At 53.0% G+C, this 25,565-nt stretch carries 25 protein-coding genes; 8 read left to right on the top strand and 17 right to left on the bottom strand.

Annotation, left to right across the window (positions count from 1 at the left end; genetic code table 11):
• Window positions 1-843: 843 nt before the first annotated feature.
• From potI to SD961_RS19525, 8 genes are all read right to left on the bottom strand, one after another.
• Window positions 844-1,689, bottom strand: a complete 846-nt coding sequence (potI, locus tag SD961_RS19560) for a putrescine ABC transporter permease PotI (protein WP_306206651.1) — start codon at window positions 1,687-1,689, stop codon at window positions 844-846.
• Window positions 1,686-2,648, bottom strand: coding sequence for a putrescine ABC transporter permease PotH (gene potH / locus SD961_RS19555; protein ID WP_318791995.1), 963 nt, complete (start codon window positions 2,646-2,648; stop codon window positions 1,686-1,688). The genes potI and potH overlap by 4 nt, the downstream gene beginning before the upstream one ends.
• Before the next feature lie 10 nt (window positions 2,649-2,658).
• Entirely contained in the window at window positions 2,659-3,792 is a 1,134-nt protein-coding gene (potG, locus tag SD961_RS19550; protein ID WP_318792005.1) for a putrescine ABC transporter ATP-binding subunit PotG, read from the bottom strand.
• Window positions 3,793-3,905: 113 nt separating this feature from the next.
• Window positions 3,906-5,015, bottom strand: a complete 1,110-nt coding sequence (gene potF / locus SD961_RS19545) for a spermidine/putrescine ABC transporter substrate-binding protein PotF (protein WP_318791994.1) — start codon at window positions 5,013-5,015, stop codon at window positions 3,906-3,908.
• A 416-nt stretch (window positions 5,016-5,431) separates the two neighbouring features.
• A complete protein-coding gene (locus SD961_RS19540; RefSeq protein ID WP_318791993.1) occupies window positions 5,432-5,911 on the bottom strand; it encodes a YbjN domain-containing protein in 480 nt (159 codons plus the stop codon).
• A gap of 88 nt (window positions 5,912-5,999) precedes the next feature.
• Window positions 6,000-6,902, bottom strand: coding sequence for a 30S ribosomal protein S6--L-glutamate ligase (gene rimK, locus SD961_RS19535; protein WP_318791992.1), 903 nt, complete (start codon window positions 6,900-6,902; stop codon window positions 6,000-6,002).
• Window positions 6,903-6,920: 18 nt separating this feature from the next.
• Window positions 6,921-7,643 (bottom strand): oxygen-insensitive NADPH nitroreductase, encoded by a 723-nt coding sequence (nfsA, locus tag SD961_RS19530; protein ID WP_318791991.1) that lies wholly within the window; start codon window positions 7,641-7,643, stop codon window positions 6,921-6,923.
• Window positions 7,627-7,905 (bottom strand): YbjC family protein, encoded by a 279-nt coding sequence (locus SD961_RS19525; RefSeq protein WP_318791990.1) that lies wholly within the window; start codon window positions 7,903-7,905, stop codon window positions 7,627-7,629. The genes nfsA and SD961_RS19525 overlap by 17 nt, the downstream gene beginning before the upstream one ends.
• A 200-nt stretch (window positions 7,906-8,105) precedes the next feature.
• Here SD961_RS19525 and SD961_RS19520 point away from each other — a divergent pair, with 200 nt between their 5' ends.
• The gene (locus SD961_RS19520) at window positions 8,106-8,369 is read left to right on the top strand and encodes a GrxA family glutaredoxin (protein ID WP_306206665.1); all 264 of its coding nucleotides are present in this window, start codon (window positions 8,106-8,108) and stop codon (window positions 8,367-8,369) included.
• Between the two features lie 88 nt (window positions 8,370-8,457).
• Here SD961_RS19520 and ybjM read toward each other — a convergent pair whose 3' ends face one another.
• On the bottom strand, window positions 8,458-8,832 hold the full coding sequence (gene ybjM, locus SD961_RS19515) for an inner membrane protein YbjM (RefSeq protein WP_318791989.1): 375 nt from the start codon (window positions 8,830-8,832) through the stop codon (window positions 8,458-8,460).
• A gap of 596 nt (window positions 8,833-9,428) precedes the next feature.
• On the opposite strand from ybjM, the gene SD961_RS19510 reads away from it, so the two are divergent.
• From SD961_RS19510 to SD961_RS19500, 3 genes are all read left to right on the top strand, one after another.
• On the top strand, window positions 9,429-10,166 hold the full coding sequence (locus SD961_RS19510; RefSeq protein ID WP_318791988.1) for a phosphatase PAP2 family protein: 738 nt from the start codon (window positions 9,429-9,431) through the stop codon (window positions 10,164-10,166).
• Between the two features lie 2 nt (window positions 10,167-10,168).
• A complete protein-coding gene (gene ybjG, locus SD961_RS19505) occupies window positions 10,169-10,774 on the top strand; it encodes an undecaprenyl-diphosphate phosphatase (RefSeq protein WP_318791987.1) in 606 nt (201 codons plus the stop codon).
• A gap of 488 nt (window positions 10,775-11,262) precedes the next feature.
• Entirely contained in the window at window positions 11,263-12,552 is a 1,290-nt protein-coding gene (locus tag SD961_RS19500) for an HAAAP family serine/threonine permease (protein ID WP_318792004.1), read from the top strand.
• An 84-nt stretch (window positions 12,553-12,636) separates the two neighbouring features.
• On the opposite strand, the gene SD961_RS19495 is transcribed toward SD961_RS19500, so the two are convergent.
• Window positions 12,637-13,839, bottom strand: a complete 1,203-nt coding sequence (locus SD961_RS19495; protein WP_318791986.1) for a serine hydrolase — start codon at window positions 13,837-13,839, stop codon at window positions 12,637-12,639.
• Window positions 13,840-14,113: 274 nt separating this feature from the next.
• Here SD961_RS19495 and SD961_RS19490 point away from each other — a divergent pair, with 274 nt between their 5' ends.
• Window positions 14,114-14,770 (top strand): HAD family hydrolase, encoded by a 657-nt coding sequence (locus SD961_RS19490; RefSeq protein WP_318791985.1) that lies wholly within the window; start codon window positions 14,114-14,116, stop codon window positions 14,768-14,770.
• A gap of 88 nt (window positions 14,771-14,858) precedes the next feature.
• Here SD961_RS19490 and SD961_RS19485 read toward each other — a convergent pair whose 3' ends face one another.
• Together SD961_RS19485 and SD961_RS19480 are read right to left on the bottom strand one after the other, a co-directional pair.
• Window positions 14,859-15,974, bottom strand: a complete 1,116-nt coding sequence (locus SD961_RS19485) for a PQQ-dependent sugar dehydrogenase (protein WP_318791984.1) — start codon at window positions 15,972-15,974, stop codon at window positions 14,859-14,861.
• Between the two features lie 171 nt (window positions 15,975-16,145).
• Window positions 16,146-17,078, bottom strand: coding sequence for a LysR family transcriptional regulator (locus tag SD961_RS19480; protein WP_318791983.1), 933 nt, complete (start codon window positions 17,076-17,078; stop codon window positions 16,146-16,148).
• 98 nt (window positions 17,079-17,176) lie between these two features.
• Here SD961_RS19480 and SD961_RS19475 point away from each other — a divergent pair, with 98 nt between their 5' ends.
• The 3 genes from SD961_RS19475 (at window position 17,177) to rimO (ending at window position 19,551) form a co-directional block, all read left to right on the top strand.
• Window positions 17,177-17,614: a DMT family transporter gene (locus SD961_RS19475; protein WP_318791982.1), complete on the top strand. Its 438-nt coding sequence runs from the start codon at window positions 17,177-17,179 to the stop codon at window positions 17,612-17,614.
• Window positions 17,614-18,105 (top strand): DMT family transporter, encoded by a 492-nt coding sequence (locus SD961_RS19470; protein ID WP_318791981.1) that lies wholly within the window; start codon window positions 17,614-17,616, stop codon window positions 18,103-18,105. Before SD961_RS19475 ends, SD961_RS19470 begins: the two co-directional genes overlap by 1 nt.
• A gap of 117 nt (window positions 18,106-18,222) precedes the next feature.
• Entirely contained in the window at window positions 18,223-19,551 is a 1,329-nt protein-coding gene (rimO, locus tag SD961_RS19465; protein ID WP_318791980.1) for a 30S ribosomal protein S12 methylthiotransferase RimO, read from the top strand.
• A gap of 149 nt (window positions 19,552-19,700) precedes the next feature.
• Here rimO and SD961_RS19460 read toward each other — a convergent pair whose 3' ends face one another.
• The 5 genes from SD961_RS19460 to gsiA all read right to left on the bottom strand — a co-directional run bounded on the left by SD961_RS19460 (window position 19,701) and on the right by gsiA (window position 25,558).
• Window positions 19,701-20,150, bottom strand: a complete 450-nt coding sequence (locus tag SD961_RS19460; RefSeq protein WP_318791979.1) for a DUF4385 domain-containing protein — start codon at window positions 20,148-20,150, stop codon at window positions 19,701-19,703.
• A gap of 76 nt (window positions 20,151-20,226) precedes the next feature.
• Entirely contained in the window at window positions 20,227-21,126 is a 900-nt protein-coding gene (gene gsiD, locus SD961_RS19455; RefSeq protein ID WP_318791978.1) for a glutathione ABC transporter permease GsiD, read from the bottom strand.
• A gap of 9 nt (window positions 21,127-21,135) precedes the next feature.
• Complete coding sequence (gene gsiC, locus SD961_RS19450) at window positions 21,136-22,056, bottom strand: glutathione ABC transporter permease GsiC (RefSeq protein WP_318791977.1); 921 nt, start codon at window positions 22,054-22,056, stop codon at window positions 21,136-21,138.
• Between the two features lie 64 nt (window positions 22,057-22,120).
• Window positions 22,121-23,656 carry a glutathione ABC transporter substrate-binding protein GsiB gene (gene gsiB / locus SD961_RS19445; RefSeq protein ID WP_318792003.1) on the bottom strand — a complete coding sequence of 512 codons (1,536 nt, stop codon included), beginning with the start codon at window positions 23,654-23,656 and terminating at the stop codon, window positions 22,121-22,123.
• A gap of 45 nt (window positions 23,657-23,701) precedes the next feature.
• Window positions 23,702-25,558 (bottom strand): glutathione ABC transporter ATP-binding protein GsiA, encoded by a 1,857-nt coding sequence (gene gsiA, locus SD961_RS19440; RefSeq protein ID WP_318791976.1) that lies wholly within the window; start codon window positions 25,556-25,558, stop codon window positions 23,702-23,704.
• Window positions 25,559-25,565 lie beyond the last annotated feature (7 nt).

Raw genomic sequence — 25,565 nt, 5'->3', positions numbered from 1 at the left:
GGGGGCTGAACACAAAAACGCCGTGAACCCATCCGTGGGGGCTGCGAAGCGGCGTCCATGCCGCTTAGCTTTTGCTTATCAGCCCCCTCTCCCTTCCCCACAGCATTGGTGCTGCCTGTTATAGAAAATCAAAACCAATTTCCAAGTCTAAATCTAAATCTAAATCCAGCATCAAATCTGGTTTTGACCTGTGTGAACGCCAAACTCACCAACAACACCGAATTCATTGGGTGGCGCCCCAGAGTGCCTTAGCCGAGTGTCTGCCGCAGGGATGCGGCAGTCAAGTCTCCAGGGATGGATTCACGACGTCTCGGATAAGGCACTCTGGGGTGACGCCTTTGCACCGACCCGGTTTAGACCTGTTTGAACGCCAAAATCTACCAACAACACTGAATTTAACGGGTGGCACCACGGAGCACATTAGCCGGGTGTCTGCCGCAGGGATGCGGCAGCCAGGTTTGCGTTAATGCCACGCAACATACCAAAGTTAACATTTCGCACTACGACGTCCCGGACAACGTGCTCCGTGGTGACGCCTTTCCACCGAACCCGGTTTTGACCTGTATGAACGCCAAACCCTACCACCAACGCCGAATTCAGAGGCTGCCGTCCCGGATAAGGCACTCCGGGCTGACGCCTTTGCACCAACCCGGTTTTGACCTGTATTACCGCCAAACCTATCAACAACGCTGAATTTAATGGGTGGCACTACGGAGCACATTAGCCGGGTGTCTCTCGCAGGGATGCGGCAACCAGTCTCTTACAACAGATCAAAGTTTAAGTTTTGCACTGCGGCGTCACGGATAATGAATTCTGCGTTACTGCCCTTCCCCGTTCCGGGCATCAGTGGCCGCCGCGCGCCTTCTGGATATCCTTCAGCCGCTGCTTCTCTTCATGCGCCATAAAGCGCCAGGCGATAAAGCCAACGATACCCACCACGAACAGAATCAACGAAGCCAGCGCATTGATCTCTGGGTTCACCCCGCGCCGCACGGTGGCGAAAATTTGCATCGGCAGCGTGGTTGCGCCCGGCCCTGTGACGAAGCTGGAAATCACCAGATCGTCCAGCGACAGCGTAAAAGCGAGCAGCCAGCCGGTGACGATGGCTGGGGCGATCATCGGTACGGTAATCACGAAAAAGACCTTCAGCGGCGTTGCACCCAGATCCATCGCGGCCTCTTCAATCGAGCGATCCAACTCGCGCAGACGCGAGTTAATCACTACCGCCACATAGGCGGTACAGAAGGTAACGTGCGCCAGCCAGATGGTCAGCATGCCGCGGTCGGCAGGCCAGCCAAAGGTATTGCCCATCGCCACAAACAGCAGCAGCAGTGAAAGCCCGGTGATCACATCTGGCATCACCAGCGGCGCAGTCAGCATAAAGGCGAAGCCCGTAGAGCCTTTAAAACGACCGAAACGCACGATCACTACAGCGGCTATCGTGCCCAAAACCGACGCAGCCGTTGCCGCCAGCGCCGCAATGGTCAGACTCAGCGTCACAGCACTAATCATCGCATCATCATGGAACAACACGTTGTACCAGTGCAGGGAGAAACTCTCCCATGCGGCAAGCTGAGAGGAGTTAAAGGAATAGATAACCAGCAGCGCCATCGGTGCATACAGGAAGAAAAAGCACACCACCAGGATCGCCGTGCGCCACGGAGAACGGATTGTAGGTAACGTAGTCATTCCTTTTCCCCTAACTCTTTATTCTGATGCTTGTGGAACCAGATAATCGGCAGGATCAATATCAGCAAAATAATCACTGCCAGCGCAGAAGCCACCGGCCAGTCACGGTTATTAAAGAACTCCTGCCAGAGTACGCGACCAATCATGATGCTGTCCGGGCCACCTAACAGCTCGGGGATCACATACTCACCAACCGCAGGAATAAAGACCAGCATAGAGCCTGCGATAATCCCGCCTTTGGTCAGCGGCACGATAACGCTGAAGAAGGTTTTCAGCGGACGCGCGCCCAAATCGAGAGAAGCTTCCACCAGTGAATAGTCAATGCGGGTTAATGCGGTATAAATCGGCAGAACCATAAACGGCAGATAGCAGTAGACGATGCCAATGTAGACCGCCAGGTTGGTATAGAGGATTGCCACAGGGTGGTCGATAACGCCGGTCCACATCAGGAAGCGGTTAAGAATGCCGTTATCATTCAGGATCCCCATCCAGGCATAGACGCGTACCAGAAAAGAGGTCCAGGAAGGCAGAATCACTAATAACAATAAAATATTACGCGTTGAGGGCGAACTGTGCGCCACCGCCCAGGCCAGCGGATAACCTATCAGCAGACAGATAACTGTCGAAATCGCGGCCACCTGCAGGGAGTGCAGATAAGCGTCAACGTAGAGCGGATCGTCCGTCAGCGTGATGTAGTTGCCCAGATTCATCACCATCGTCAACTGCCCGTCGGCCCAGCTCACCAGATCGGTATAGGGCGGAATGGCGCGGGCAATATCCGCAAAGCTGATTTTCAGTACGATCAAAAAGGGCAGCAGGAACAGCAGGATCAGCCACAGATAGGGCAGTGCGATAACCAGCTTACGCCCCTGCTTCATCTGTAACTTGCCCAGCAACAGGCTGAACGAGCCTGCTTTGCGGGTTGGCGGCTCGCTGGCGCCTGAAGAATGTTGACTCATAACTCCCCCACTAAACCGTCAGAACCACGCAGCTGTCCGCTTCCCAGCAGAGACGGATTTCATCTCCCCAGGTCGGCATGCCCTTGCGAAAGCGCCAGGTATTTTGCAACTGAGCGCTGATCATCTGGCCGCTGTGCAGCCGCACGTGATAGATCGAAAGGTCGCCCAGATAGGCGATATGCACCACTTCACCTACCGCAAAGTTACAGCCATCCGCAGGAACTTCCTCGCATAACATCACTTTTTCCGGCCGTAAGGCAACGTGCACCGGCACGCCGTCCATCACGGAGGCGTCAGAATCGACCTTCAGAGGATGAATCAGTCCCGGACTGGCAATCACCAGGCCGTCTGCCTGACGTTCGCGCAGTACCCCTTCAAACAGATTGACTGAACCGATGAACTCCGCGCTGTAACGGGTGGTCGGATGCTCGTAAATCTCTTCCGGCTCGCCAATCTGCACGAATTTGCCGCGGTTCATAATGGCAATGCGTCCGGCCATGGTCATCGCTTCTTCCTGATCGTGCGTCACCATCACGCAGGTTGCGCCAACGCGCTCAAGAATATCGACCACTTCCAGCTGCATCCTGTCGCGCAGTTTTTTATCCAGCGCGCCCATTGGCTCATCAAGCAGCAGCAATTTTGGCCGTTTGGCCAGACTACGGGCCAGCGCCACGCGCTGCCGCTGCCCACCGGAAAGCTGATGCGGCTTGCGTTTGGCATACTCCTGCATGTGTACCAGCGTCAGCATCTCTGCCACGCGGCTGGCGATCTCATTTTTCGGCAGGCGGTCCTGCTTCAGGCCAAAGGCGATATTCTGTTCCACCGTCATATGGGGGAACAGCGCATAGGACTGAAACATCATATTGATAGGTCGCTGATAAGGCGGCACATGAGAGAGATCCTGACCATCGAGCATGATCTGCCCGGACGTAGGCGGCTCAAACCCTGCCAGCATGCGCAGCAGCGTCGACTTTCCGCAGCCGGAGGCTCCCAGCAGCGCAAAAATTTCGCCTTTGTAAATCGTCAGATTGACATCATCAACCGCATGCTGACCGTCAAAAGACTTGGTCAGGTTGCGGATCTCAAGCAGCGGCGTCAGGGCTTTGCCAGCTTTTTGTTGCGGACGGGCGGTTGCGTCGTTCACTACCATTATTCTCCGGCGCTTAACGGAATACAGGCCATATAAAAGACAAAACAGAGGCCCGGTAAAGCGCCTCTGTTGCTTAAGCAAAAATGAGTCTGGCCCACTTTTGTCAGTTACTTACCACTTTTAACTTTAGTCCATGCACGCGTACGCACACGGTCAAGTTTTGGATCCTGCACTTTTAACACGAACAATTTTGCCATCGTGTCAGGGGTAGGGAAAATGCCCGGATTGTTGCGGACGCTTTCATCAATCAGCGGTACTGAAGCCTTGTTGCCGTTAGCGTAGAACATCTTATTCGAGACGTCAGCGATGACCTTAGGCTCCATCATATAGTTAAGGAACTGATAGGCCGCATCCAGATTTTTGGCATCTTTAGGGATAGCGAACATATCAAAGAAGGCCAGCGCGCCCTGTTTTGGAATGCTGTAAGCAATGTCCACGCCGTTCTTCGCTTCCACAGCACGGTTTTTTGCCTGCAGAATATCGCCTGCCCAGCCGATAGCGACACAGGTATTGCCGTTCGCCAAATCGTTAATGTACTGAGAAGAGTGGAAATAACGAATACTTGGACGCAGCTTCAGCAACAGGTCAGTAGCAGCGCCAGAGTAATCTTTAGGATCGGAACTGTTCGGATCTTTGCCAAGATAGTTCAGGACAGTGGCAAAAATCTCTTCGGGTGCATCCAGGAAAGAGACGCCACAGCTTTTCAGCTTCTCAAGGTTTTCAGGCTTCAGCACCAGATCCCAGCTGTCTACCGGCGCATCTTTACCCAGAGCCGCTTTTACTTTTTCAACGTTATAACCGATGCCGGTGGTCGCCCAGAGATAAGGGATAGCGTATTTGTTGCCCGGATCGTGCTGATCCAGCTTTTTCAGCAGGTCCGGATCCAGATTTTTATAATTTGGCAGCTTGCTCTTATCAAGCGGCTGGAAAACGCCCGACTGTAACTGACGCGCCAGGAAGCTGGAGGAAGGCACCACCACGTCGTAGCCGGTGCTGCCAGCCATCAGTTTGCCTTCCAGCACCTCATTGGAGTCAAACACGTCGTAGACCACCTTGATACCGGTTTGTTTTTCGAAATTCGGTACGGTATCCGGGGAAATATAGTCTGACCAGTTATAGACGTGCAGCGTCTTATCAGCAGCACTCGCGCCAGCGGAAACCGCCATCAACACGCCAGCAACCACACCTGACAACCATTTCTTACGAAGGGCGCTCATGTTTTCCATTCTCCTGAACAGGGATAATTACAGCCTGAGGCACAAGCTACTCACAGCTGACCTTTTAAGGCTCTACAATGAATGATTATTCAGTGCGCTGTTAAATAGAAAAAACCTATACCTCTGGCGACGTTGCACGCGAAATGCAGCTTCGCAAGAATAGCCCCACTGCTCCCACCAGGCCAGCCCCCGGCGTAAAAAACGCCTTTTATCGATTTTTAATGCATGTTTCCTCTCTGTGATAGGGCAAACATGGCACAAACGGCGACAGATATCCGGCATTCAGGGCATAAACCAGCATAAATGCGTACAGCAAAGCGGAGCAAGATGCCGAAAATAGCAACAGTTAAACATGAATGAATATTTTAACAGCGGGGAAAAGAGGAATGGGCTAATCGATGATTAACCCAGGGACATTAATGCAGCAATGAATGGGTAGTGACGATCTCTGAGCGATCTTCTTCTTCGCCCGGTACCAGCAACTGATTAGCAAAGGCTTCCAGCACAACCATAGAGACCTGCTCTTCGCTTTGCTTCATAAAATGGACAAATTGCCCGAAAGTCACCCCGGCGGAGACGCTCAGCGACTGACAAACAATAAGCTTGGGCAGATTATCATCCTGGATATCCAGGAAGGCTTTCACCGTTAAAGAGCTGGCATTAATTTGTGATAAATCGCCAACCAACGGGATAAGCGCAGTGGGTTTGACCTCAGCCAGAGCTGAGAACAGGAGAACGTTATCGACCAAATCCAGCTTGGCATCAAACACACCGTCGAAATTTTGCATATGCGGCAGATGAAGGGCCTGACAAGAGTCACACTCAAACCAGGTGATGCTTTGCTGATCCAGCCAACGTCGTATTACGTCAATATCTGGAACGACGAGTGAATCCATGTATTTTATTTCTCTTGCCGCCTTAAAATTGCGCCCTAGCTTACGGAAAATCCCTGCCAAATACCACGATAGCGAAAGAAATATGCCTTTATCCGCCAGTTTTCAGACTGAAGCCGGGGCGAGCCTGTTGTTCAATCCAGGCGATCATCATCGCCGCAATATCCAGTCCGGTAGTCTTTTCAATCCCTTCCAGACCTGGTGAAGCATTGACCTCCATCACCAGCGGGCCTCGTTTCGCCCGCAGGATATCCACACCGGCTACATCCAGTCCCAGCGTGGCGGCAGCCGCTATCGCCATTTCCCGTTCACGCTCCGTGATCTCCACACTGCGGGCTTTGCCTCCGCGATGAAGATTAGAGCGGAAATCGCCTTCTTTAGCCTTGCGCTCAATAGAAGCGACCACTTCCCCACCGATCACCAGACAGCGAATATCCTTTCCCTGCGCTTCCTTAATAAATTCCTGCACCAGAATATGCGCGTTCAGCCCACGAAACGCGTCTATCACGCTCTCCGCAGCCTGGCGGGTTTCCGCCAGCACGACGCCAATGCCCTGCGTCCCTTCCACCAGCTTGACCACCAGAGGTGCGCCACCCACCATTTTAATCAGGTCGCTGGTATCGTCTGGTGAATGAGCAAACCCGGTTACCGGCATATCAATCCCCTGCCGCGCCAGCAGTTGCAGCGAGCGTAACTTGTCACGAGCGCGGGTAATGGCTACCGACTCATTCAGCGGATAACTGCCACACACCTCAAACTGGCGCAGCACGGCCGTGCCGTAAAAGGTGATGGCGGAGCCTATGCGTGGGATCACCGCATCGAAATGCTCCAGCTGCTTGCCGCGGTAGTGAATAGCCGATGAACCGGGATTGATGGTCATATAACAGGAGAGAGGATCGATCACTTCAACGCTGTGGCCGCGCGACTGCGCGACCTCAAACAGACGTTTGCAGGAATAAAGTGAGCTATCACGGGAAAGTATCGCAATTTTCACCAGCAGCCTCCGCAGAACTTAACGCGTTGCCCAACCCTGTTTATGCAGATAATCCAGCATAAATGGACGACTCTCTTTGAGCAGCGTTTTCTGAATGTGCTCACTCCAGCTTTCCCGACGTGTGTTATTGCCACGCGACAGGTAATAGGCTTCATGTTCCGCATCATACTCAGCCAGCACCTGCGGATCGATCGGCTGATAGTGGTTTTCATGCACCAGCATGGCGACTGGCATACGCGGCTTCAGCTGCGGGATCTGTTCAGGCCAGCCGAGGCAAAGGCCAAAGAGCGGCAGAACAAACTCAGGCAGGCCCAACAGTTCGGTCACTTCTGCGATGCTGTTGCGAATACCGCCAATATAGACGCCGCCCAGCCCTAAAGACTCAGCGGCAATCATCGCATTCTGTCCCATCAGCGCTGTATCCACGCAGCCCAGCAGCAGCTGCTCCGCCAGTCCCAACTGGGCTTCCGGATAGATTTGCTGGTGGCGATTGAAATCGGCGCAAAATACCCAAAATTCTTCGGCGGTCCCGACATACTTTTGTCCACCTGTCAGACCAACCAGTTTTTCACGCAGCGTCTTATCGGTAACCCGGATAATTGACGAACACTGCAAAAAGCTGGAGCTGGACGCGGACTGCGCAGCGGCCAAAATGGCTTCACGCTGTGCGTCATCAACAGGCTTATCAGTAAAGGCCCGAATCGAGCGGTGCGAGCACAAAAGCTCAATGGTCGGCGTCATGCTTATCTCCTGGAGGGGTGTCACGCTTTGCGTTAAAAAGTTCCGGCGCCATCGCTTTTGCCGTACGCCACATCATCACAATTGCGGCTGGAAGCATTAACGCAATACCAGCAAAAATCATCACTGTTGCGGCGAACGGGCCGGAAAAAGGTGCCGGCAAGGTTAGCATCTGATGCAGCGTGAAGTAAGAGAGAACCAGCAATATTCCCCCCACTGCTTCCATAAACAGCACGGGTTTGGGTAATCGACTAAAAGCACGCATGGCGTATCTCCTTACACAGGGTTGCTCTACCCTGCCTGCCGTTATTAAAGCCCACCTTAACGATCTCTGCATAGTCTGGACGAATCAGATCAACAGGTAATTCCTTCTTCCTTTCCCCGGTAGATGCGGGCATGATAATCGCCATTAACAGATAAGTTGTGATGTATGTCACACTAATTTTGACCTTTGAGGAGAAACCTATGTTTGCAGTGATTTTTGGACGTCCTGGCTGTCCTTATTGTGTCCGTGCAAAAGAGCTGGCTGAGAAGCTGACCGCAGAGCGTGAAGATTTCAACTTCCGTTATATCGATATCCACGCTGAAGGCATCACTAAAGCGGATCTGGAAAAAACCGTCGGTAAGCCTGTTGAAACCGTACCGCAGATTTTCCTGGATCAGAACCACATTGGTGGCTGCACTGATTTTGAAGCTTATGCCAAAGAGAATCTGGGCCTGTTCCAGTAATCTTCTCTTAAATCACCGCCTGAATCAGGAACCGGTGATCTGTGCGTAAAAAAGGCCGATTTTAATCGGCCTTTTTTTTCGCCTGGTTTCAGGGTTGCTCTTCATGGCCCAGTAAGGTCCGGGAAAGCATAACCACTAAGGCACCGGAGCCGCACCAGAAGGCAGCGCTGGTAGTAAAAGCTAACTCCTGTAACAAGGAGCCTTGCGCAGCCAGTGAAAAATGCAGGGCTATCAGCACAACGGGCGTCGCTAAAAAAGCCCCTGCGAGAGCGACCGTTAACGGCGCTTCTTTTGAAGTCAGAGCCGCAATAGCGCCCGGCACGATAAATATAAGCAAGCCCAAACGGGGTTCAGAGTGAATAGTAGTATCGACATTCATTTCAAACCGCACGGCGACAAACACCAGGCAGTAAAGGACAAAACAGACGATAACGCCTGTCCAGGTCATCCCTTTAAATACCATAGGATCTTCTCCCAGCTAGGTAATTTCGGATAAAACTTAACGTCGCCGTGACAAATGTTGCGGCTATTACTGGCTGAAAAGAATGAAAAGATGTCCAGCGGTGCTGGCATTGGGCTGTAATTCGTGGAAACTCCTGAATATTGCCGCTGCTCTGCTGACAGCAAGGTCAATATAAAATAAAAAATGAACTAGTTCAACATGTTACTGGTAAACAGGAGGTTACATCAGGCGCAAAAAAGTCACATATTTGTTAAATCAAAAAAACTATCTGTTTATCTCACTCTCTTTCTCTGGCGTAACCCCTCGTTTTCTAAGAACTCTCTGAGCCTTCAGGATCCCGCTTTTGCAACGTAATTTTTACTCTTTTAAATGAAAAAAAAATATTTCATCCATTATCAGAACTTTTGTATTTGGCTGGAGTCATAATTAGTGCCACTGCTTTTCTTTGAAATCCCTAAATTGTGGAGCCCGTTAATCTGATGATTAGCGGGTTTTTTTATCGCCGCTTTATAAGACTTATCGCATTTTCTTCTCTTAATGTTTCCTTAATCCCCTTTCTGCACCATAGCACTTCCTGTTCATAATCTCTGACTGTCATGAAATCACCCTCCATTCTTAACAGAAGCACAACCACCAGCGTAATTAGGAACGAAGCTATTTATCTTCTTCCTGCCCGCTTTTATCTTATCCAGCTGATCTTGCTGGGGGTAACAGGGCTGATTTTCACCTGGATTTCCCGCCATGAAAGCTGGGATCTCGCCCTCACTCGGGTGTGGTTTGATCCTGTGACTCAGCAGTTTCCCTGGAAAGATAATCGCTGGCTGGATCTGATCAATCATCGTTTGTTAAAGGACGTGGTGATCGCCGCTGCGGCAGTTGCGCTGGTAACAGGCCTTGTTCAGCGCAATGCCCGTTTAGTGTTGATCACGGTGCTGATTGGCGTAGGCCCGCTGGTGGTAGGCATTCTTAAAGCGAACAGCGCGCACTCCTGCCCGTGGGATCTGGTGGAATTTGGCGGCAAAGCGGTCTCATTCCCGCTCTTTTCCGCCATCCCCCTCGACAGCGGGCCAGGCAGGTGCTTTCCGGGCGGTCATGCATCAAGCGGATTTGGAATGATGGCGCTCTTTTTCTGGTACTGGCCCCGCCGTCCAGCCAGGGCCTGGTGCTGTTTTGCGCTCGGCGTGACGCTGGGCATGGTGATGGGCTATGGCCAGATGATGCGTGGAGCGCATTTCCTTTCACACAATTTATGGGCTGGCTGGTGGGCTTGGCTGAGCCAATGTTTAACTTTCGGGTGCGTTTCGTACCTGGTGAATAAGACGAGGAAAATATAAATATGGAAGAACTTAACCGGACGCTGTTTCTCTGGATCAATGCCACCCCCTTATCCCCTGACTGGCTGCTCTCTCTCGCTACGTTTATCGCCCGCGACCTGATTGCTATTGTCCCGGCGCTCATTATCATGCTGTGGCTGTGGGGGCCTGAGCGTCAGGTCGGTTCACAACGTAAGCTGGTGCTGAAAACCGGTATCGCGCTGGCTTATGCCCTGAGTATTTCATGGTGCGTAGGGAATCTGTTCCCTCATGCACGACCTTTTGTGATGGGCATAGGTCACCAGTTTCTGCCGCATGCGGCCGATGATTCTTATCCCAGCGATCACGGCACCGCTATTTTTACCGTCGCGATTGCTTTTCTTTGCTGGCACCGCGTCTGGTCCGGCGGGCTGCTGATGGTGACCGGCATCGCGATTGCCTGGTCACGCATCTATCTTGGCGTTCACTGGCCGATGGATATGCTGGGTGGATTGCTGGTTGGCGGACTCTCCTGCCTGTTTGCCCAGGTGGCCTGGTCCTTTTTTGGTCGCCGCTTATTGCAAAATATCTCTTCACTTTACCGACTGGTATTTTCGTTTCCCATACGCAAGGGCTGGGTGCGTAATTAGCGCACAGTGTTCTCTTTGCGACGCGTCTGGCATAATAGCGGTTAAATAGCCGCCTGATTTATTGCGCAACATAATAAAAAATTAAAGCCATTATATTAATATGTTGCGCAATTGATATTATGATAATTAGCACTCAACCGCTTAAAAAGCATAACCAATTGATAAATATTGCATTTTATTTTAGCATTTTTCCTTACCCGGCCCAACTGAACACTATTTAACCAACTCTGAGCCCGGTTATCGCAGTGAAAAAAACTATTAAAACCCGCAGTACTCCGTGCATTCCTCTACACTTAAAACCTCATACCGAATATTTCGCCAAATATAATAGCAGGAATGTGATTCAGATCGCCTGAACTGCCTCTCTTTCTTCTTTTCTCCTTTTATTTAAATGGTAGAGTGTCCGCGTTTCAGACAGGGATCAAAATAGTGGGTTGGCGCCCCTTCCTGTCGATAATTGCTTCACTGTTTTCAATCAGGAGATAATGATGGAGTCATCTAAGACGGCCACACTGGCGGGTAGCGGTGTTGCACAGATCACCAGCTGGCGCAAAAGTGACACAATGTGGATGTTAGGCCTGTACGGGACGGCCATTGGCGCTGGGGTGCTTTTCCTGCCTATCAATGCCGGTATTGGCGGGCTGATACCGCTGATTATTATGTCGCTGCTGGCGTTCCCGATGACCTTCTTTGCCCACCGTGGCCTCTGCAGGTTCGTGCTTTCCGGCAGCAAACCCGGTGAAGATATTACCGGCGTGGTGGAAGAGCACTTTGGCACAGGCGCCGGTAAGCTGCTTACCCTGCTCTATTTCTTCGCCATCTATCCCATTCTGCTGGTTTACAGCGTAGCTATCACCAACACCGTTGAAAGCTTTATGACGCATCAGCTGCATATGCAGGCACCGCCACGATTCTTGCTGGCGCTGATCCTGATTGCCGGTTTGATGACCATTGTGCGTTTCGGCAAAGAGATGATTGTCAAAACCATGAGCGTACTGGTCTATCCCTTTGTACTGGTGCTGATGGTGCTGGCGCTCTTTTTAGTTCCGCACTGGAACAGTTCGCTCTTCCATAACGTCAGCCTGGCCGGCAGCGGCAACGGCAACGGGCTGGGAATAACGCTGTGGCTGGCCATTCCGGTGATGGTGTTTTCGTTTAACCACTCCCCGATTATTTCTGCTTTTGCGGTCGCCAAAAAGGAAGAGTATGGCGATAAAGCTGAGCAGAAATGCTCAAAAATTTTAGCCTTCAGCCATGTAATGATGGTGGTGACGGTGATGTTCTTTGTCTTCAGCTGCGTGCTTAGCCTCTCGCCGGAGAACCTGGCTGAGGCAAAATCACAGAACATCTCCATCCTTTCTTATCTGGCGAACCACTTCAACACGCCGCTGATGGCCTGGCTTGCCCCCATTATCGCCATGGTCGCTATTACGAAATCTTTTCTGGGCCACTATCTTGGCGCGCGGGAAGGTTTCAACGGTCTGATTGTCAAAACTTTAGGTGAGAAAGGGAAAAATCTGCCGGAAGCGAAGCTGAATAAGATGACCGCCCTGTTTATGCTGGTCACTACCTGGATCGTAGCCACGCTGAATCCCAGTATTTTAGGGATGATTGAAACACTCGGCGGCCCGGTCATTGCGGTTCTGCTGTTCCTGATGCCGATGTACGCAATCAATAAAGTCCCTGCTATGCGTCAGTACAGCGGCAAAATCAGCAACGTATTTGTGGTGCTGACCGGGCTGGTAGCTATCTCCGCTATCGCTTACGATCTGATTTAATCTGGCAAAAGGGGCGAAACATTCGCCCCTTCTATTAAGATTTTTATTTACCGCGCGTTGCGTCGACATCCACTCTCTGGCCGGTCAGGCAAACCATTTACCAAACCATCCGGTCATTTTCATCATCACAAAATCCCAGATGCGGTTTAAAAAGCCGCCCTCTTTCACCTCTTCCATCACCACCAGCGGACGCTGCTCTATGGTCTTGCCATTCAGCTGAAAGTCGATATTTCCCACCACCTGATTTTTCTTAAGCGGGGCGGTGAGCTGCGGCTGATTAAGCGTAAAACTGGCCTTAAGATTCTTTATTTGTCCTTTTGGCAGAGTAATGGCAGCATCCTTCGCTACGCCAAGATTGACCTCTTTTTTGTCGCCGTACCAGACGCGCTGGGTTGAAAATGGCTTGTCCGCCTTTATCGGTGTTACCGTTTCGTAAAACCGGAAACCCCAGGTCAGCAGCTTTTCACTTTCACGAAAACGGACGGCATCCGTAGCGGCACCTAACACCACCGAGATCAAACGCTGATCGCCCTGCACTGCCGAAGCCACCAGATTGTTACCGGCGCCCTCGGTATGCCCGGTTTTAATGCCATCAACCTGCAGGTTCGTGCTCCACAACAGACGGTTGCGGTTATGCTGACGGATACGGTTGAAGGTAAATTCCTTCTCTTTGTGCAGGGCATACTCTTCAGGCACATCACGAATTAATGCCTGACCAATCAGCGCCATATCTCTGGCCGTGCTGTACTGCCCATCGGAATCCAGCCCATGCACAGTTTTGAAATGGGTGTTCTGCAGCCCCAGCGCCTTAACATAGTTGTTCATCAGGCTGACAAAAGAGTCCTGGCTGCCCGCGACGTAATCCGCCAGCGCAATACTGGCGTCATTCCCAGACTGGATAATAATGCCCTTATTGAGTTCGGAAACCGGGATACGGTCGCCGGGCTTAAGGAACATCAGCGACGAACCCTGTAACTTAGGGTTGCCGGTAGCCCAGGCGTCTTTGCCTACGGTCACCATATCGTCGTTAGTAATTTTTCCGGCTTTAATAGCCTGCCCAATAACATAGGTTGCCATCATTTTAGTCAGGCTGGCCGGGTCAAGACGATCGTCAGCATGCGATTCCGTCAGCACTTTTCCGCTGTGGTAATCCAGCAGTATCCAGGCTTTGGCTTCAATCTGTGGCGCTGCGGGTGCCTCCTCAGCGCGGGCAGTCAGCGTCAGGAGCAAAACAGGAGTGGCGAGAAGCAGAGTTTTTACAGTGGCAGAGAGAGACATTTTCTTCATGGCGGGACCCAAATATCCATTTGAAAGATAACAATTTTCGCTGCGGGCGGACGCAGACCCTGCCACGCTAACGTTTTCTGAGCGGAAAAAGAACAGCATTACTGTAAAGTTATTCAGAGTTTATTAGATAAATCTGGGAACTGCTCCGCCGCTCTGTTTTTTTTCGCCTGATGCTGTGACTTAAACCGGGCGAAAATCCGAATTTTCGCAGAACAGTTAAGTCCGTCACAAAATTCCGCTAACCTGAAATGAATCTGGCTGAGGAGTAATAACGATGGATTTAGCTCTGTTCGATCTGGATGAAACGCTAATCTGTGAAGACAGTACCGGTTTGTGGCTTCGTTGGCTGGTGTCGCAGGGCTTTGCTCCAGCCGCGCTGATAGAGCAGGAGCAGGCGCTGATGGCGCAATATTATCAGGGATCGCTCTCCATTGAAGAATATATGCATACCACGCTCTCCCCACTGGAGGGGATGGGTACGCTGACCGTTTCCGGCTGGGTAAGGCGTTTTATTCAGCGAGATATTCTTCCCCGCGTTTATCCTGCCGCTCGCGAGCGTATGGCATGGCATCAGCAGCGCGGTGATACGATCATGGTGGTCTCGGCCAGTGGAGAACATCTGGTGGTGCCGATAGCTGAAGAGCTGGGTGCACAAGGCGCGCTGGCGATAGGCGTGGAAATTGTCGATGACCGTTACAGCGGTCAGAGCTATGGCACCATGACCTACAAAGAAGGCAAAGTAACCCGGCTGAATGACTGGCTTGCCATCCAGCAGGAGAGCGCTTTTGCCAAAACCTGGGCTTACAGCGACTCCATTAACGATCTGCCGATGCTTGAACATGCCGATCACGCCTGTGTGGTTAATCCCAGTGAACCCCTGCATCAGCTGGCGCAGCAGCGTGGTTGGGAAGTCTGCCGCTGGGTGAAGTAGCGTTCTGGCGAGCTGGCTGATAAAAGTGTGCTTTAACCTGGCGTAGTGGCCCACTTTTATGGGCCACTCGCGTGATCGTCATGGAGTCTTACTCGGCCAATCCAACCTGCAATAATTTGCCGTCAGATTCATCCGTCAGCACATAGAGATAGCCGTCCGGCCCCTGACGAACATCCCTGATGCGTTCCCCGCGATCCGCTAACAACCGCTCTTTCTCTGTTACCTGCTCACCCTTTACGGTGAGATGAATAAGGCTTTTATCCTTTAGCGCACCGATAAACAGCGAACTTTTCCACTCTGGAAAACGTGAATGGGTATAAAAAGCCATGCCGCTCAGAGCGGGAGAGACTTTCCACCAGAAAGCGGGCTGGAGGGTACCCGACGCGGTTCCCCCTTCAGAACCTGGCACTTTTTCACCGCTATAATCGATGCCCCAGGTTGCCAACGGCCAGCCGTAGTTCTCGCCTTTACGCAGAATATTGACTTCATCTCCGCCGCGCGGGCCATGCTCATTTTCCCATATCTCCTGCGTCCAGGGGTTCCAGGCAATGCCCTGTGGGTTACGCATGCCGTAGCTCCAGATTTCACCTCTGGCCCCCTGTTTACCCACAAAAGGATTATCTGGCGGAACGGTGCCATCGGCGTTCAGACGCACGATTTTTCCGCTAAGGGCTGCCAAATCCTGCGCAGAAGCGGCCTGGAAATTATCGCCAAAGGTCACGTAGAGATAGCCCTGGTTATCAAAAACGATCCGGGAACCGAGATTCGCCCCGCTGGAAAGCGGCGGCTGCTGGCGGAGAATAACTTTAAAATCGTTAAGCCTGGTCATGTCGTCACTGAGCACGCCATAACCCATCACAGCCCCCACCCGCCCTGAACTGTCAGCTTCAGTCCAGGTCAGGTAGAGATGTCGGTTCTGGCTGAAGTCTGGTGCCAGTGCCACATCCAGCAAGCCGCCCTGTCGCTGCGCCCAGACTGCGGGTACGCCGGCAATCGGTTTGGATAAACCTTTTCCCTGCTGCCAGCGGCGCAGTTGCCCCGATCGCTCAGTGATTAAAATCCCCTGATTTTCCGGCAGAAATGCCAGCGCCCAGGGATGATCCAACCCCTGTTGCAGCTCTTTAACCTCTACTTTCGCCGCCAGTGCGGGCCAGAGAGTAAACGCTGAGACAACCAGCAGACAAAGGGTAAGCAAACGAGGCATATCGACTCTCCTGAAGGGGTGTCTGTTAAATTTAGCGAAGGGAGGTAAACAACGGGTTGTTTTTACAAAACCTTAAGCGCGTAAGTTTATCCAGCAGACCCTGAACTTTAAGCAGGAGCAGATGAATTCGGAACTTCAGGTTGCCAGCGTGGGGAATTACGCCGCACGCTTCTAATCATATTTCCAGTAAAGCGGCGAGCCGTAGACTTCAACAAAATAATCGATGACGGCACGGACATTTAAGGGCGGACGACGCGTATTGGGATAAATAGCGGCAATCTGCTGCCCATCGGTTTTATTCGCTGCTTCAAATTCAGGCAGGATTTTCACCAGCTCGCCCGTTTGTAATAAATCGCCTATCAGCCAGTCCGGAAACAGAACAATCCCCATCCCGCCCAGCGCAGCGGTGAGTAGTGTTTCCGCATTATTTGAGGTCAATAAAGCTTTCACCTGATAGTGAACCCAGGGGGCACTATTTTGCCGGAACAGCCAGCGATTTGGCCCGGCATAACCGCTGTAGACCAGGCAGTTATGTGCGGTCAGTTCCTGTGGGGCAAGAGGAATGCCATGACGTTGCAGATAGGCGGGCGATGCCGCCGCATGATAGCGTTGCGTGCCGAAGATGCGGGCATGAAAGGAGGAGTCCGTGAGCGTGCCAATGCGAAAGATCACATCCGTTGCCTCACGATGAGGATCGACATAATCGTCGGTCAAAATAAGCTCGATTTGCAGGCGTGGGTAGCGTTCGGCGAAACCCGCCAGCCAGGGGGCAATGTGGCGCTGCCCAAAAAATACCGGTGCGTTGAGTCTGACCAGCCCTGCGGGTTCAAGAGCACGATCCTGAAGTTCCTTGCGGGCTTCGCTGAGCTGTTCAGTCATATTTTTGGCATAGTCAACGAACAGGCGACCCGCTTCAGTCGGAATTACCGCGCGCGTTGTGCGGTAAAAAAGCTGTTGCCCCAGCGCCTCTTCTAACTGATGCACAGTACGCGATACCAGTGAAGCAGACACCCCTTCCCGCCGGGCCACTTGCGAAAAACTCTGCGCGTTAAAAACGCTGATAAAGAGCTGTAACGATCGGATATTGATTGCGCCGGCGTTCATTGATGCAATTCCTGCAAAGGTGTTTGTCAGATTATGCTGTTTTTCATTATACCGGACTGCTCTATTCTTCCCAACCTTAATAATATGAGAGCAGATTTATGCAGCTTTTACTGATTTTACTTGTAGTGTGCGGCGGGATGGGATTATCCGTTGAGGCGGGCCTGTTGGGGCCTTTAGGCGGTCAGGTGGGCGATTTATGGGCCACCTTCAGCATTTTTGGCGTGGGTGCAGTCCTGACTTTTTTCCTGATGCTCTTTTTCAGCCCGCGCAACAGCCCCTCGTTTTTTGCTCAGCCAGGCTGGCAGTTACTGGGCGGCGTATTGGGTCCTGTCTATGTGGTGATCCTGACGCTTGCCACGCCCGCCATCGGCATTGCCATGACCATGATTGGCATCCTGGCCGGGCAGGTCTTTAAAAGCCTGGTTATCGACCATTTTGGCTTATTCGGCACGCCCCATCGCAAAATTGATGGTAAGCGTATCATCGCTTTGATTTTTATTATTGCGGCCTTACTTCTTGTGGCTGAGGGAAACTGATGACTATTTTAATGATTATCCTGGCGGTAGTGGGTGGCATGACGCTCAGCATTCAGGCGGCAATTAACGGCCAGCTTGGCAGCAAAGTGGGCGTTTTCAAAAGTGCGTTTCTGACCTTTTCCGTGGGCGCGCTGGTCACCGCCTTACTGATTTTATATTTTGAACCGAAGCACGCTATCAGCCTGCTGGACGTGCCGAAATGGCAGCTGCTGGGCGCTTTTTGTGGCGTGCCTTATATCGTTATTATGGTGCTGGCGATCCAAAAAATTGGGGCGGCTGTCGCAACCGTGGCGGTTATTTTTGGTCAGCTGACCATGAGTATGCTCATCGACAGCTTTGGCTGGTTAGGCAATGACGCCATTCCATTCTCTGTGAGCCGTCTTGGGGCCATTGTCTGTCTGGGGATTGCGCTGGCCTTTATTTATTCCAGCAGTAAAAAGCCAGCACCAACATCCCGTAAGGATTTAGCTCAGGCCACAGCACGCGACTAACGTTTTGTTACCTCGTTTCTGATAAGAATCACCCTACACTTCATATTGCTGTATAAATTTTGCTGCGAGATGGGTAGAATCCCGCGCAAAATTGCTGTGCAGAACAGGATATGAGCTATGTCGCAAAATATAACAATGGCGCCCCGGGTCGGTTTCGTCTCGCTGGGTTGCCCAAAAAATCTGGTGGACTCTGAGCGGATCCTCACCGAGTTACGAACAGAGGGTTATGAAGTGGTGCCGCGCTATGATGATGCGGAGATCGTTATCGTCAATACCTGCGGCTTTATTGACAGCGCGGTGCAGGAGTCGCTGGAAGCGATTGGCGAGGCGCTGAATGAAAACGGTAAGGTGATTGTCACCGGTTGCCTGGGGGCAAAAGAGGATCAGATCCGTGAAGTGCACCCAAAAGTGCTCGAAATTACCGGGCCTCACAGCTACGAGCAGGTGCTGTCACACGTTCATCAGTACGTTCCTAAACCTCAGCACAACCCGTTTCTGAGCCTGGTGCCGGAACAGGGTGTGAAGCTGACGCCGCGCCATTACGCTTACCTGAAAATTTCTGAAGGCTGCAACCATCGCTGCACCTTCTGTATTATCCCTTCCATGCGCGGCGACCTCGACAGCCGTCCGATTGGCTCCGTGCTGGATGAAGCTAAACGCCTGGCTGAGGCTGGCGTGAAAGAGCTGCTGGTTATTTCGCAGGATACTTCAGCCTACGGCGTGGACGTTAAGCACCGTACCGGTTTCTGGAACGGATCGCCGGTGAAAACCAGCATGGTCAGCCTTTGCGAACAGTTGGCGAAGCTGGGCGTCTGGGTCCGCCTGCACTACGTCTATCCTTATCCTCATGTGGATGATGTCATTCCACTGATGGCGGAAGGCAAGCTTCTCCCTTATCTGGATATTCCCCTGCAGCACGCCAGCCCGCGTATTTTGAAACTGATGAAACGCCCTGGTGCCGTAGAGCGCACGCTGGAGCGTATCAAGCGCTGGCGTGAAATTTGTCCCGACCTGACGCTGCGCTCAACCTTTATCGTGGGATTCCCCGGCGAAACGGAAGAAGATTTCCAGATGCTGCTGGACTTCCTGAAAGAGGCGCGGCTGGATCGCGTTGGCTGCTTCAAATACAGCCCGGTTGAGGGCGCAACGGCGAACCAGCTGCCAGACCCGGTGCCAGAGTCAGTGAAAGAAGAGCGTTACGATCGCTTTATGCAGCTGCAGCAGGCCATTTCTGCTGAGCGCCTGCAGGAAAAAGTGGGCCGTGAGATCCTGGTGATCATCGATGAAGTGGATGAAGAAGGCGCTATTGGTCGCAGCATGGCGGATGCGCCAGAAATCGACGGTGCCGTATACCTGAACGGTGAAAAATCCCTGAAGCCAGGCGATGTGGTTCGTGTGAAGGTAGATAACGCCGACGAATACGACCTGTGGGCCTCTAAACTCTGACGTGCTTCCCGTCCCGCCGTCACTCTTCAGGCGGGACGGTTATGCCTCAGATATGCCGACATCAAAGGCCTTTCTTCAGGTCAGGCTGGCATCAGCGACAGGGGCGCTTGTTGCCACTGCCAGCGGACTCTTTCAGCCTGGCGCTGTTTTCAGCCATACTCAGCCTGATGCTTTTTTTTACGGGCTAAGTAATCTTTATCCTCCCGCAGCCTGTCCCAGCAGCGCTTGAAGATAGCCGCCGCCGCCGCTTTTTCCTCATTCAGTTCATAAGGCAGGATTTCGCGATCCACACCATATTTTTTGCCGCCTTTATGATTGGCATAACGCCTGGCGCGAGTGTAGCCCATCTGGATGAACTTTCGGGCCATATCCATGCCGACAAAATCATCGCTGGCCCGGTACGCCTCAAACAGCTCCATGATTTTTTTGGAGGAGACTTCAGCAATAGCGGGCGTTTTAAAGCGCCAGTGCGGCAGGATTTCGCTTTTATAAGGCTCTACCATCAGTACACCCTGTTCGCCCCGCCCTACCTGATACCGCTCCGGATGCTGGCGAAAATCGATCTTGCTGAAATCCTGCTCATAGTCGAACTCTTTCATCCACTCTCTCCTTAAATAACAGCAAGCCTGGCATAAAAAGTTGCTGGCTGCGCCCGTCAGGGAAGGCTGCATAAAATCAGGTTTTCAGTTTAGGGTCCAGCGCATCGCGTAGCCCATCTCCTAACAGGTTGAAGGCGAGCACCGTCAGAAAAATAGCCAGACTGGGGAAAATAGCCACATGTGGTGCCATCACCATATCAGCCCGCGCTTCGTTCAGCATCGCACCCCATTCCGGCGTGGGCGGCTGTGCGCCAAGCCCAAGGAAAGAGAGACTGGCAGCGGTAATAATCGAGGTGCCGATACGCATGGTGAAATAGACCACGATGGAAGAGAGCGTACCCGGCAAAATATGACGCAGAATAATAGTAATGTCCGATGCGCCAATGCTGCGCGCGGACTCAATAAAGGTCATATGCTTCAGCACCAGCGTATTGCCGCGCACCAGACGGGCAAAGGCGGGAATACTGAAAATCGCTACCGCTATAATCACGTTCGACATGCCGGAACCCATGATCGCCACCACGGCAATGGCCAGCAGTATCCCCGGAAAGGCAAACAGCACATCGCTGATGCGCATAATGATTCGGTCCCACCACCCTTCATAATAGCCAGCCAGCAGCCCAAGAAGAGTACCAATGGCTGCGCCTATCGCTACCGAAAAAAAGCCGGAGATCAGCGATAAACGGGTGCCCAGCAGCACGCGGCTGAAGATATCCCGCCCGAGAGAGTCCACGCCAAACCAGTGCATCGCCGATGGGCCTTCCGTCAGCCGGTCATAATCGAAATAATTTTCGGCATCAAACGGCGCTATCCAGGGCGCGATTACCGCTACAACAATCAGCAGCATAACGAAAACACCGGCCACCATCGCTACTGGCTGGCGACGAAAACGCCGCCAGAACTCACGCCAGGGGGTACGGACGCGCTCTACCGTTGGCATCGCGGAGAGCGCCGCGCTACGTCGCCAGTTTTTCATCGCGTGTCCTTATTTATAACGAATCGCGGGGTTGATGGCGGCGTAAAGCATATCCACAACCAGGTTAATGAGAATAAATTCCAGTGAGAACAGCAGCACTTCCGCCTGCACCACCGGGTAATCACGCATTTCAACCGAATCCACCAGTAGTCGGCCCAGGCCTGGCCAGTTAAAGACCACTTCCACCACAATCGACCCGCCAAGGAGAAAACCGAACTGCAGGCCCATCATGGTGACTACCGGGATCATCGCGTTACGCAAGCCATGTTTCACCACCACCAGGGATTCACGCACCCCTTTGGCGCGTGCGGTGCGCATATAATCTTCCTGCATCACCTCCACAAAAGAGGCGCGGGTAAAGCGAGCCATTACCGCAGCAACCGCAGCACCAAGGGTGAGAGAGGGCAAAATGTAGTGTCGCCAGCTATCAGCGCCCACCGTAGGCAGCCAGCCCAGCTCCACCGAAAAGATCTGCATCAGCAACATGCCCAGCGCAAACGCCGGAAAGGAGATGCCGGAGACCGCCAGCGTCATACCGATTCTGTCGGGCCAGCGGTTGCGCCAGACGGCAGAAACGATGCCAATGGTCATGCCGAAAATCACCGACCACACCATGCTGCTCAACGTCAGCCACAGCGTGGGGAAGAAGCGTGCGGCAATCTCGGAGGAAACGGGCCGCCTGGAGACCATCGACTGACCAAAATCCCCCTGAACCGCATTAATAATGAAGTGCCAGAACTGCTGGATAAGCGGCTGATCCAGCCCCAGTTGCTGTCGGACCATCGCCACGACGGTGGCATCGGCTTCCGGCCCGGCAATCAGGCGCGCCGGGTCGCCAGGCAGCAGATGAACGAACAGGAACACCAGCACTGCCACAATAAGCAGCGTGGGGATCAGTCCCAGTAAACGTCTGATAAAATAGTTGAGCATGCGTTGTCCTGCCGCTCAGAGAGCCACGCCTCCCACAGAGAAGGGGTGGCTCTCTGTTGCGGGATTACTTCAGATCGGCGTCATCAAAGCTGAACGAGGTGTCCGGCATCACGTAAAAGCCGGTGAGATTTTTGGTATTAGCAGATACCAGTTTTTCCACCACCAGCGGCACCCAGGGGCGATCGTTCCAGATGCGGTCCTGCGCATCCTTATAGAGCGCGGCCTTTTTCTCTCCATCCGTGGTTTTCAGCGCATCGCTCAGATCGTTATCCACCTGAGGATTGCTGTAGAACGCGGTGTTAAAGATAGTTGGCGGCCAGGATTGCGTGGCGAACAGCGGTGTTAATGCCCAGTTTGCCTCACCCGTGGAAGCAGACCAGCCGGTGTAGAACATCCGCACATTGCTCTCTTTCTGCCCTTTGTCTTCCACTTCAGCCGCACGCTGACCAGCATCCATCGCCGTTACTTTGGCTTTAATCCCTACCTGCGCCAGCTGCTGTTGCGTAAACTGCAACACCTTCTGCGCGGTACTGTGGTTATGAGAGGACCACAGCGTAGTGGTAAAGCCATTCGGGTAGCCCGCTTCCTTCAGCAGCTGACGCGCTTTAGCGGGATTATATTCCGGCGCAGGATAGGCCTGAGAATACTGGATGGCTGGCGGTACAATTCCCGTTGCTGGCGTGGCATAGCCCGCAAAGGCTACCTTGACCAGCGCCTGGCGGTTAATGGCGTAATTAATCGCCTCGCGCACCTTCGGGTTATCGAACGGCTTCTGCGTAACGTTAAAGCTGATATAACGCTGCATAATCGATGGCGACGTCACCAGATCCAGCCTGGTATTTTTCTCCAGCAGTTTGGCCTGCTCATAAGGAACAGGGAAAGCGAAGTTAGCTTCACCGGTTTGCAGCATAGCCGCGCGGGTATTGTTATCCACGACCGGACGCCAGGTAATGGTATCCAGCTTCGGATAGCCTTTCTTCCAGTAACCGGCGAATTTTTTCACCTTCACAAAATCGGTCTGGTTCCAGGTATCCAGCTCAAAAGGACCGGTGCCCACGGGATGGAAGCCAATCTCTTTGCCATATTTTTTCAACGCCGTTGGCGAAATCATCGCCGCTGCCGGGCTGGCAAGCGTATTAATAAAGGCTGAGAACGGCTGCTTCAGGGTGATTTTAACCGTTGTGGGATCAATCACCTCAGTAGTTGCTACCGATTTGAACAGGTTGTAACGCTTAAGATGATTGTCAGGATTGCTGGCGCGATCCAGGTTTACCTTCACCGCTTCGGCGTTAAAGTCGGTGCCGTCCTGAAACTTAATGCCGCTGCGCAGTTTGATGGTGTAGGTCAGCCCATCTTTGCTGGCGTCGTAACTCTCAGCCAGCACATTCTGCAGTTTCATCTCTTTATCAAAGCCAAACAGCCCCTGATAAAAGGACTTGGCGACAGCCTGCGACAAGGTATCGTTGGCGTCATAGGGATCGAGGGTGGTGAAATTGGAACCGACGGCGATCACCGCATCTTTTGCCGCCCAGGCAGGAACGGCGGCAGCGCTGCTCAGTAAACCGGCAGCGATCAGTAACTTACGTTTGCTATGAATCATCATTTTGCGTTCATCTCCTGAAGTCCTTGTTGTTGTGCAGCAATATCAGGCTCCGCCAATCAGATGGCGGGCAACATAGTGTCCGGCACTCACCTCGACCAGCGGTGCCACTACCGGTTCGTCCCCAAGGGCACGGATGGGGCTGGGTATCTCATCCACCAGCAGTGCCCGCTCGCGACGACGATGGCCTGGGTCGGCCACCGGCACGGCAGACATCAGCTTGCGCGTGTAGGGATGCTGTGGGTTTTCAAACACCGACTGCCGGGGGCCGATCTCCACAATCTGCCCGAGGTACATAACCGCTACGCGATGGCTGATGCGCTCCACCACTGCCATATCGTGTGAAATAAACAGGAAAGCGATACCGAACTCGCGCTGAAGATCGAGCATCAGGTTGACGATTTGTGCCTGAATAGAAACATCCAGCGCCGAGACGGACTCATCGGCAATCACCACTTTTGGATTGAGCGCCAGCGCGCGTGCAATACAGATCCTCTGACGCTGGCCGCCGGAAAACTCGTGCGGATAACGCCGTGCATGCTCCGGCAGCAGACCCACACGCTCCAGCAGCCAGGCAACGCGATCTTCTGCCGCCTGCCCTTTTGCCAGTCCGTGGACCAGCAGCGGCTCCATAATTGAAAAACCCACGGTCAGCCGGGGATCGAGCGAGGCGTAAGGATCCTGAAAAATAAACTGGATATCCCGCCGCAGGTGGGAGAGTGCCGGCCCCGTAAGGTTATCGATACGCTTGCCGTTAAAGGTAATAGTGCCGCCCTGGCTCTCTACCAGCCGCAGCAGCGAGCGGCCAGTCGTCGATTTGCCGCAGCCGGATTCGCCCACCAGCGCCAGCGTTTCTCCCGGCCGGAGATCAAAACTCACCTTTTCCACCGCGTGTACACGGCGGGTGACGCGGTTGAAGATCCCGCTGCGAATATCGAATCGGGTCACCAAATCCCTGACCTGCAATACCGGCTCAGCGCCGGGCGATACGGTATCCTGAGGCACCACAATCTCGTCGTGGCTCTCTGGCGTCAGTAAGGGGAATTTGGCCGGGAAGGGTTGACCGGTCATGGTGCCAAGTTTTGGCACGGCGGCCAGCAGGGCCTGCGTATAGGGCTGTTGAGGCGAGCGGAAAATGGCTTCAACCGGACCGGTTTCCACCACGTCGCCGCGGTACATCACCTGGACGCGATCTGCCATCTCAGCGACCACCCCCATGTCATGCGTGATAAATATCACCCCCATCTGCATCTCTTTTTGCAGCACGCGGATCAGCTGTAATATCTGCGCCTGAATCGTCACATCCAGCGCCGTAGTAGGCTCATCTGCAATCAACAGCGCAGGACGGCAGGAGAGCGCCATAGCAATCATCACCCGCTGGCGCATGCCGCCAGAGAGCTGATGAGGAAAGCGGGAGAGGACGTTTTCCGCTTCCGGAATACGCACCAGGTCGAGCATATGCTCAGCCTCTTTTAACGCCTCCCGGTGACTTTTCCCCTGATGCAGCCGGATAGATTCCGCAATTTGCTCTCCCACCGGGAACACAGGATTCAGCGAGGTCATCGGCTCCTGGAAGATCATCGCCATATCGGCGCCACGGATAGTGCGCAGCTGAGACTGCGTGGCGCTGGTCAAATTAATCACCCGATCGTCACGCCTGCGCAGCCACATCTCACCGCTCTCTATCTGACCGCCACCCTGCTCGACCAGGCGCATCAGTGCCAGCGAGGTAACGGACTTCCCTGAACCAGACTCGCCTACAATCGCCAGCGTTTCGCCCCGCTGGACATCAAGCGACAGGTTTTTCACTGCATGAACAACGCCCTCTTCCTGCCGGAAGCTCACGCTGAGGTTTCTGACCGATAATACCTGCCCGGCAGGCAGTTCAGGGGTCACTGACATCCTGCCT

This window comes from Erwinia sp. MMLR14_017, from assembly GCF_033657285.1.
GTDB lineage: Bacteria > Pseudomonadota > Gammaproteobacteria > Enterobacterales > Enterobacteriaceae > Erwinia.
The sequence above is the reverse complement of the archived record's forward strand: the minus strand, read 5'-3'. Positions and strand labels throughout refer to the sequence as shown.

Coding starts and splice junctions, on each gene's coding strand:
- SD961_RS19520 (WP_306206665.1), top strand. CDS start 8,106: ATGTTTGCAGTGATTTTTGGACGTCCTGGCTGTCCTTATTGTGTCCGT.
- ybjM (WP_318791989.1), bottom strand. CDS start 8,832: ATGGTATTTAAAGGGATGACCTGGACAGGCGTTATCGTCTGTTTTGTC.
- SD961_RS19460 (WP_318791979.1), bottom strand. CDS start 20,150: ATGAAAGAGTTCGACTATGAGCAGGATTTCAGCAAGATCGATTTTCGC.
- gsiD (WP_318791978.1), bottom strand. CDS start 21,126: ATGAAAAACTGGCGACGTAGCGCGGCGCTCTCCGCGATGCCAACGGTA.
- potF (WP_318791994.1), bottom strand. CDS start 5,015: ATGAGCGCCCTTCGTAAGAAATGGTTGTCAGGTGTGGTTGCTGGCGTG.
- SD961_RS19500 (WP_318792004.1), top strand. CDS start 11,263: ATGGAGTCATCTAAGACGGCCACACTGGCGGGTAGCGGTGTTGCACAG.
- SD961_RS19470 (WP_318791981.1), top strand. CDS start 17,614: ATGACTATTTTAATGATTATCCTGGCGGTAGTGGGTGGCATGACGCTC.
- gsiB (WP_318792003.1), bottom strand. CDS start 23,656: ATGATTCATAGCAAACGTAAGTTACTGATCGCTGCCGGTTTACTGAGC.
- gsiA (WP_318791976.1), bottom strand. CDS start 25,558: ATGTCAGTGACCCCTGAACTGCCTGCCGGGCAGGTATTATCGGTCAGA.
- SD961_RS19480 (WP_318791983.1), bottom strand. CDS start 17,078: ATGAACGCCGGCGCAATCAATATCCGATCGTTACAGCTCTTTATCAGC.
- SD961_RS19495 (WP_318791986.1), bottom strand. CDS start 13,839: ATGAAGAAAATGTCTCTCTCTGCCACTGTAAAAACTCTGCTTCTCGCC.
- SD961_RS19485 (WP_318791984.1), bottom strand. CDS start 15,974: ATGCCTCGTTTGCTTACCCTTTGTCTGCTGGTTGTCTCAGCGTTTACT.
- nfsA (WP_318791991.1), bottom strand. CDS start 7,643: ATGACGCCGACCATTGAGCTTTTGTGCTCGCACCGCTCGATTCGGGCC.
- gsiC (WP_318791977.1), bottom strand. CDS start 22,056: ATGCTCAACTATTTTATCAGACGTTTACTGGGACTGATCCCCACGCTG.
- SD961_RS19475 (WP_318791982.1), top strand. CDS start 17,177: ATGCAGCTTTTACTGATTTTACTTGTAGTGTGCGGCGGGATGGGATTA.
- SD961_RS19525 (WP_318791990.1), bottom strand. CDS start 7,905: ATGCGTGCTTTTAGTCGATTACCCAAACCCGTGCTGTTTATGGAAGCA.
- SD961_RS19510 (WP_318791988.1), top strand. CDS start 9,429: ATGAAATCACCCTCCATTCTTAACAGAAGCACAACCACCAGCGTAATT.
- SD961_RS19540 (WP_318791993.1), bottom strand. CDS start 5,911: ATGGATTCACTCGTCGTTCCAGATATTGACGTAATACGACGTTGGCTG.
- potH (WP_318791995.1), bottom strand. CDS start 2,648: ATGAGTCAACATTCTTCAGGCGCCAGCGAGCCGCCAACCCGCAAAGCA.
- SD961_RS19490 (WP_318791985.1), top strand. CDS start 14,114: ATGGATTTAGCTCTGTTCGATCTGGATGAAACGCTAATCTGTGAAGAC.
- rimO (WP_318791980.1), top strand. CDS start 18,223: ATGTCGCAAAATATAACAATGGCGCCCCGGGTCGGTTTCGTCTCGCTG.
- ybjG (WP_318791987.1), top strand. CDS start 10,169: ATGGAAGAACTTAACCGGACGCTGTTTCTCTGGATCAATGCCACCCCC.
- potI (WP_306206651.1), bottom strand. CDS start 1,689: ATGACTACGTTACCTACAATCCGTTCTCCGTGGCGCACGGCGATCCTG.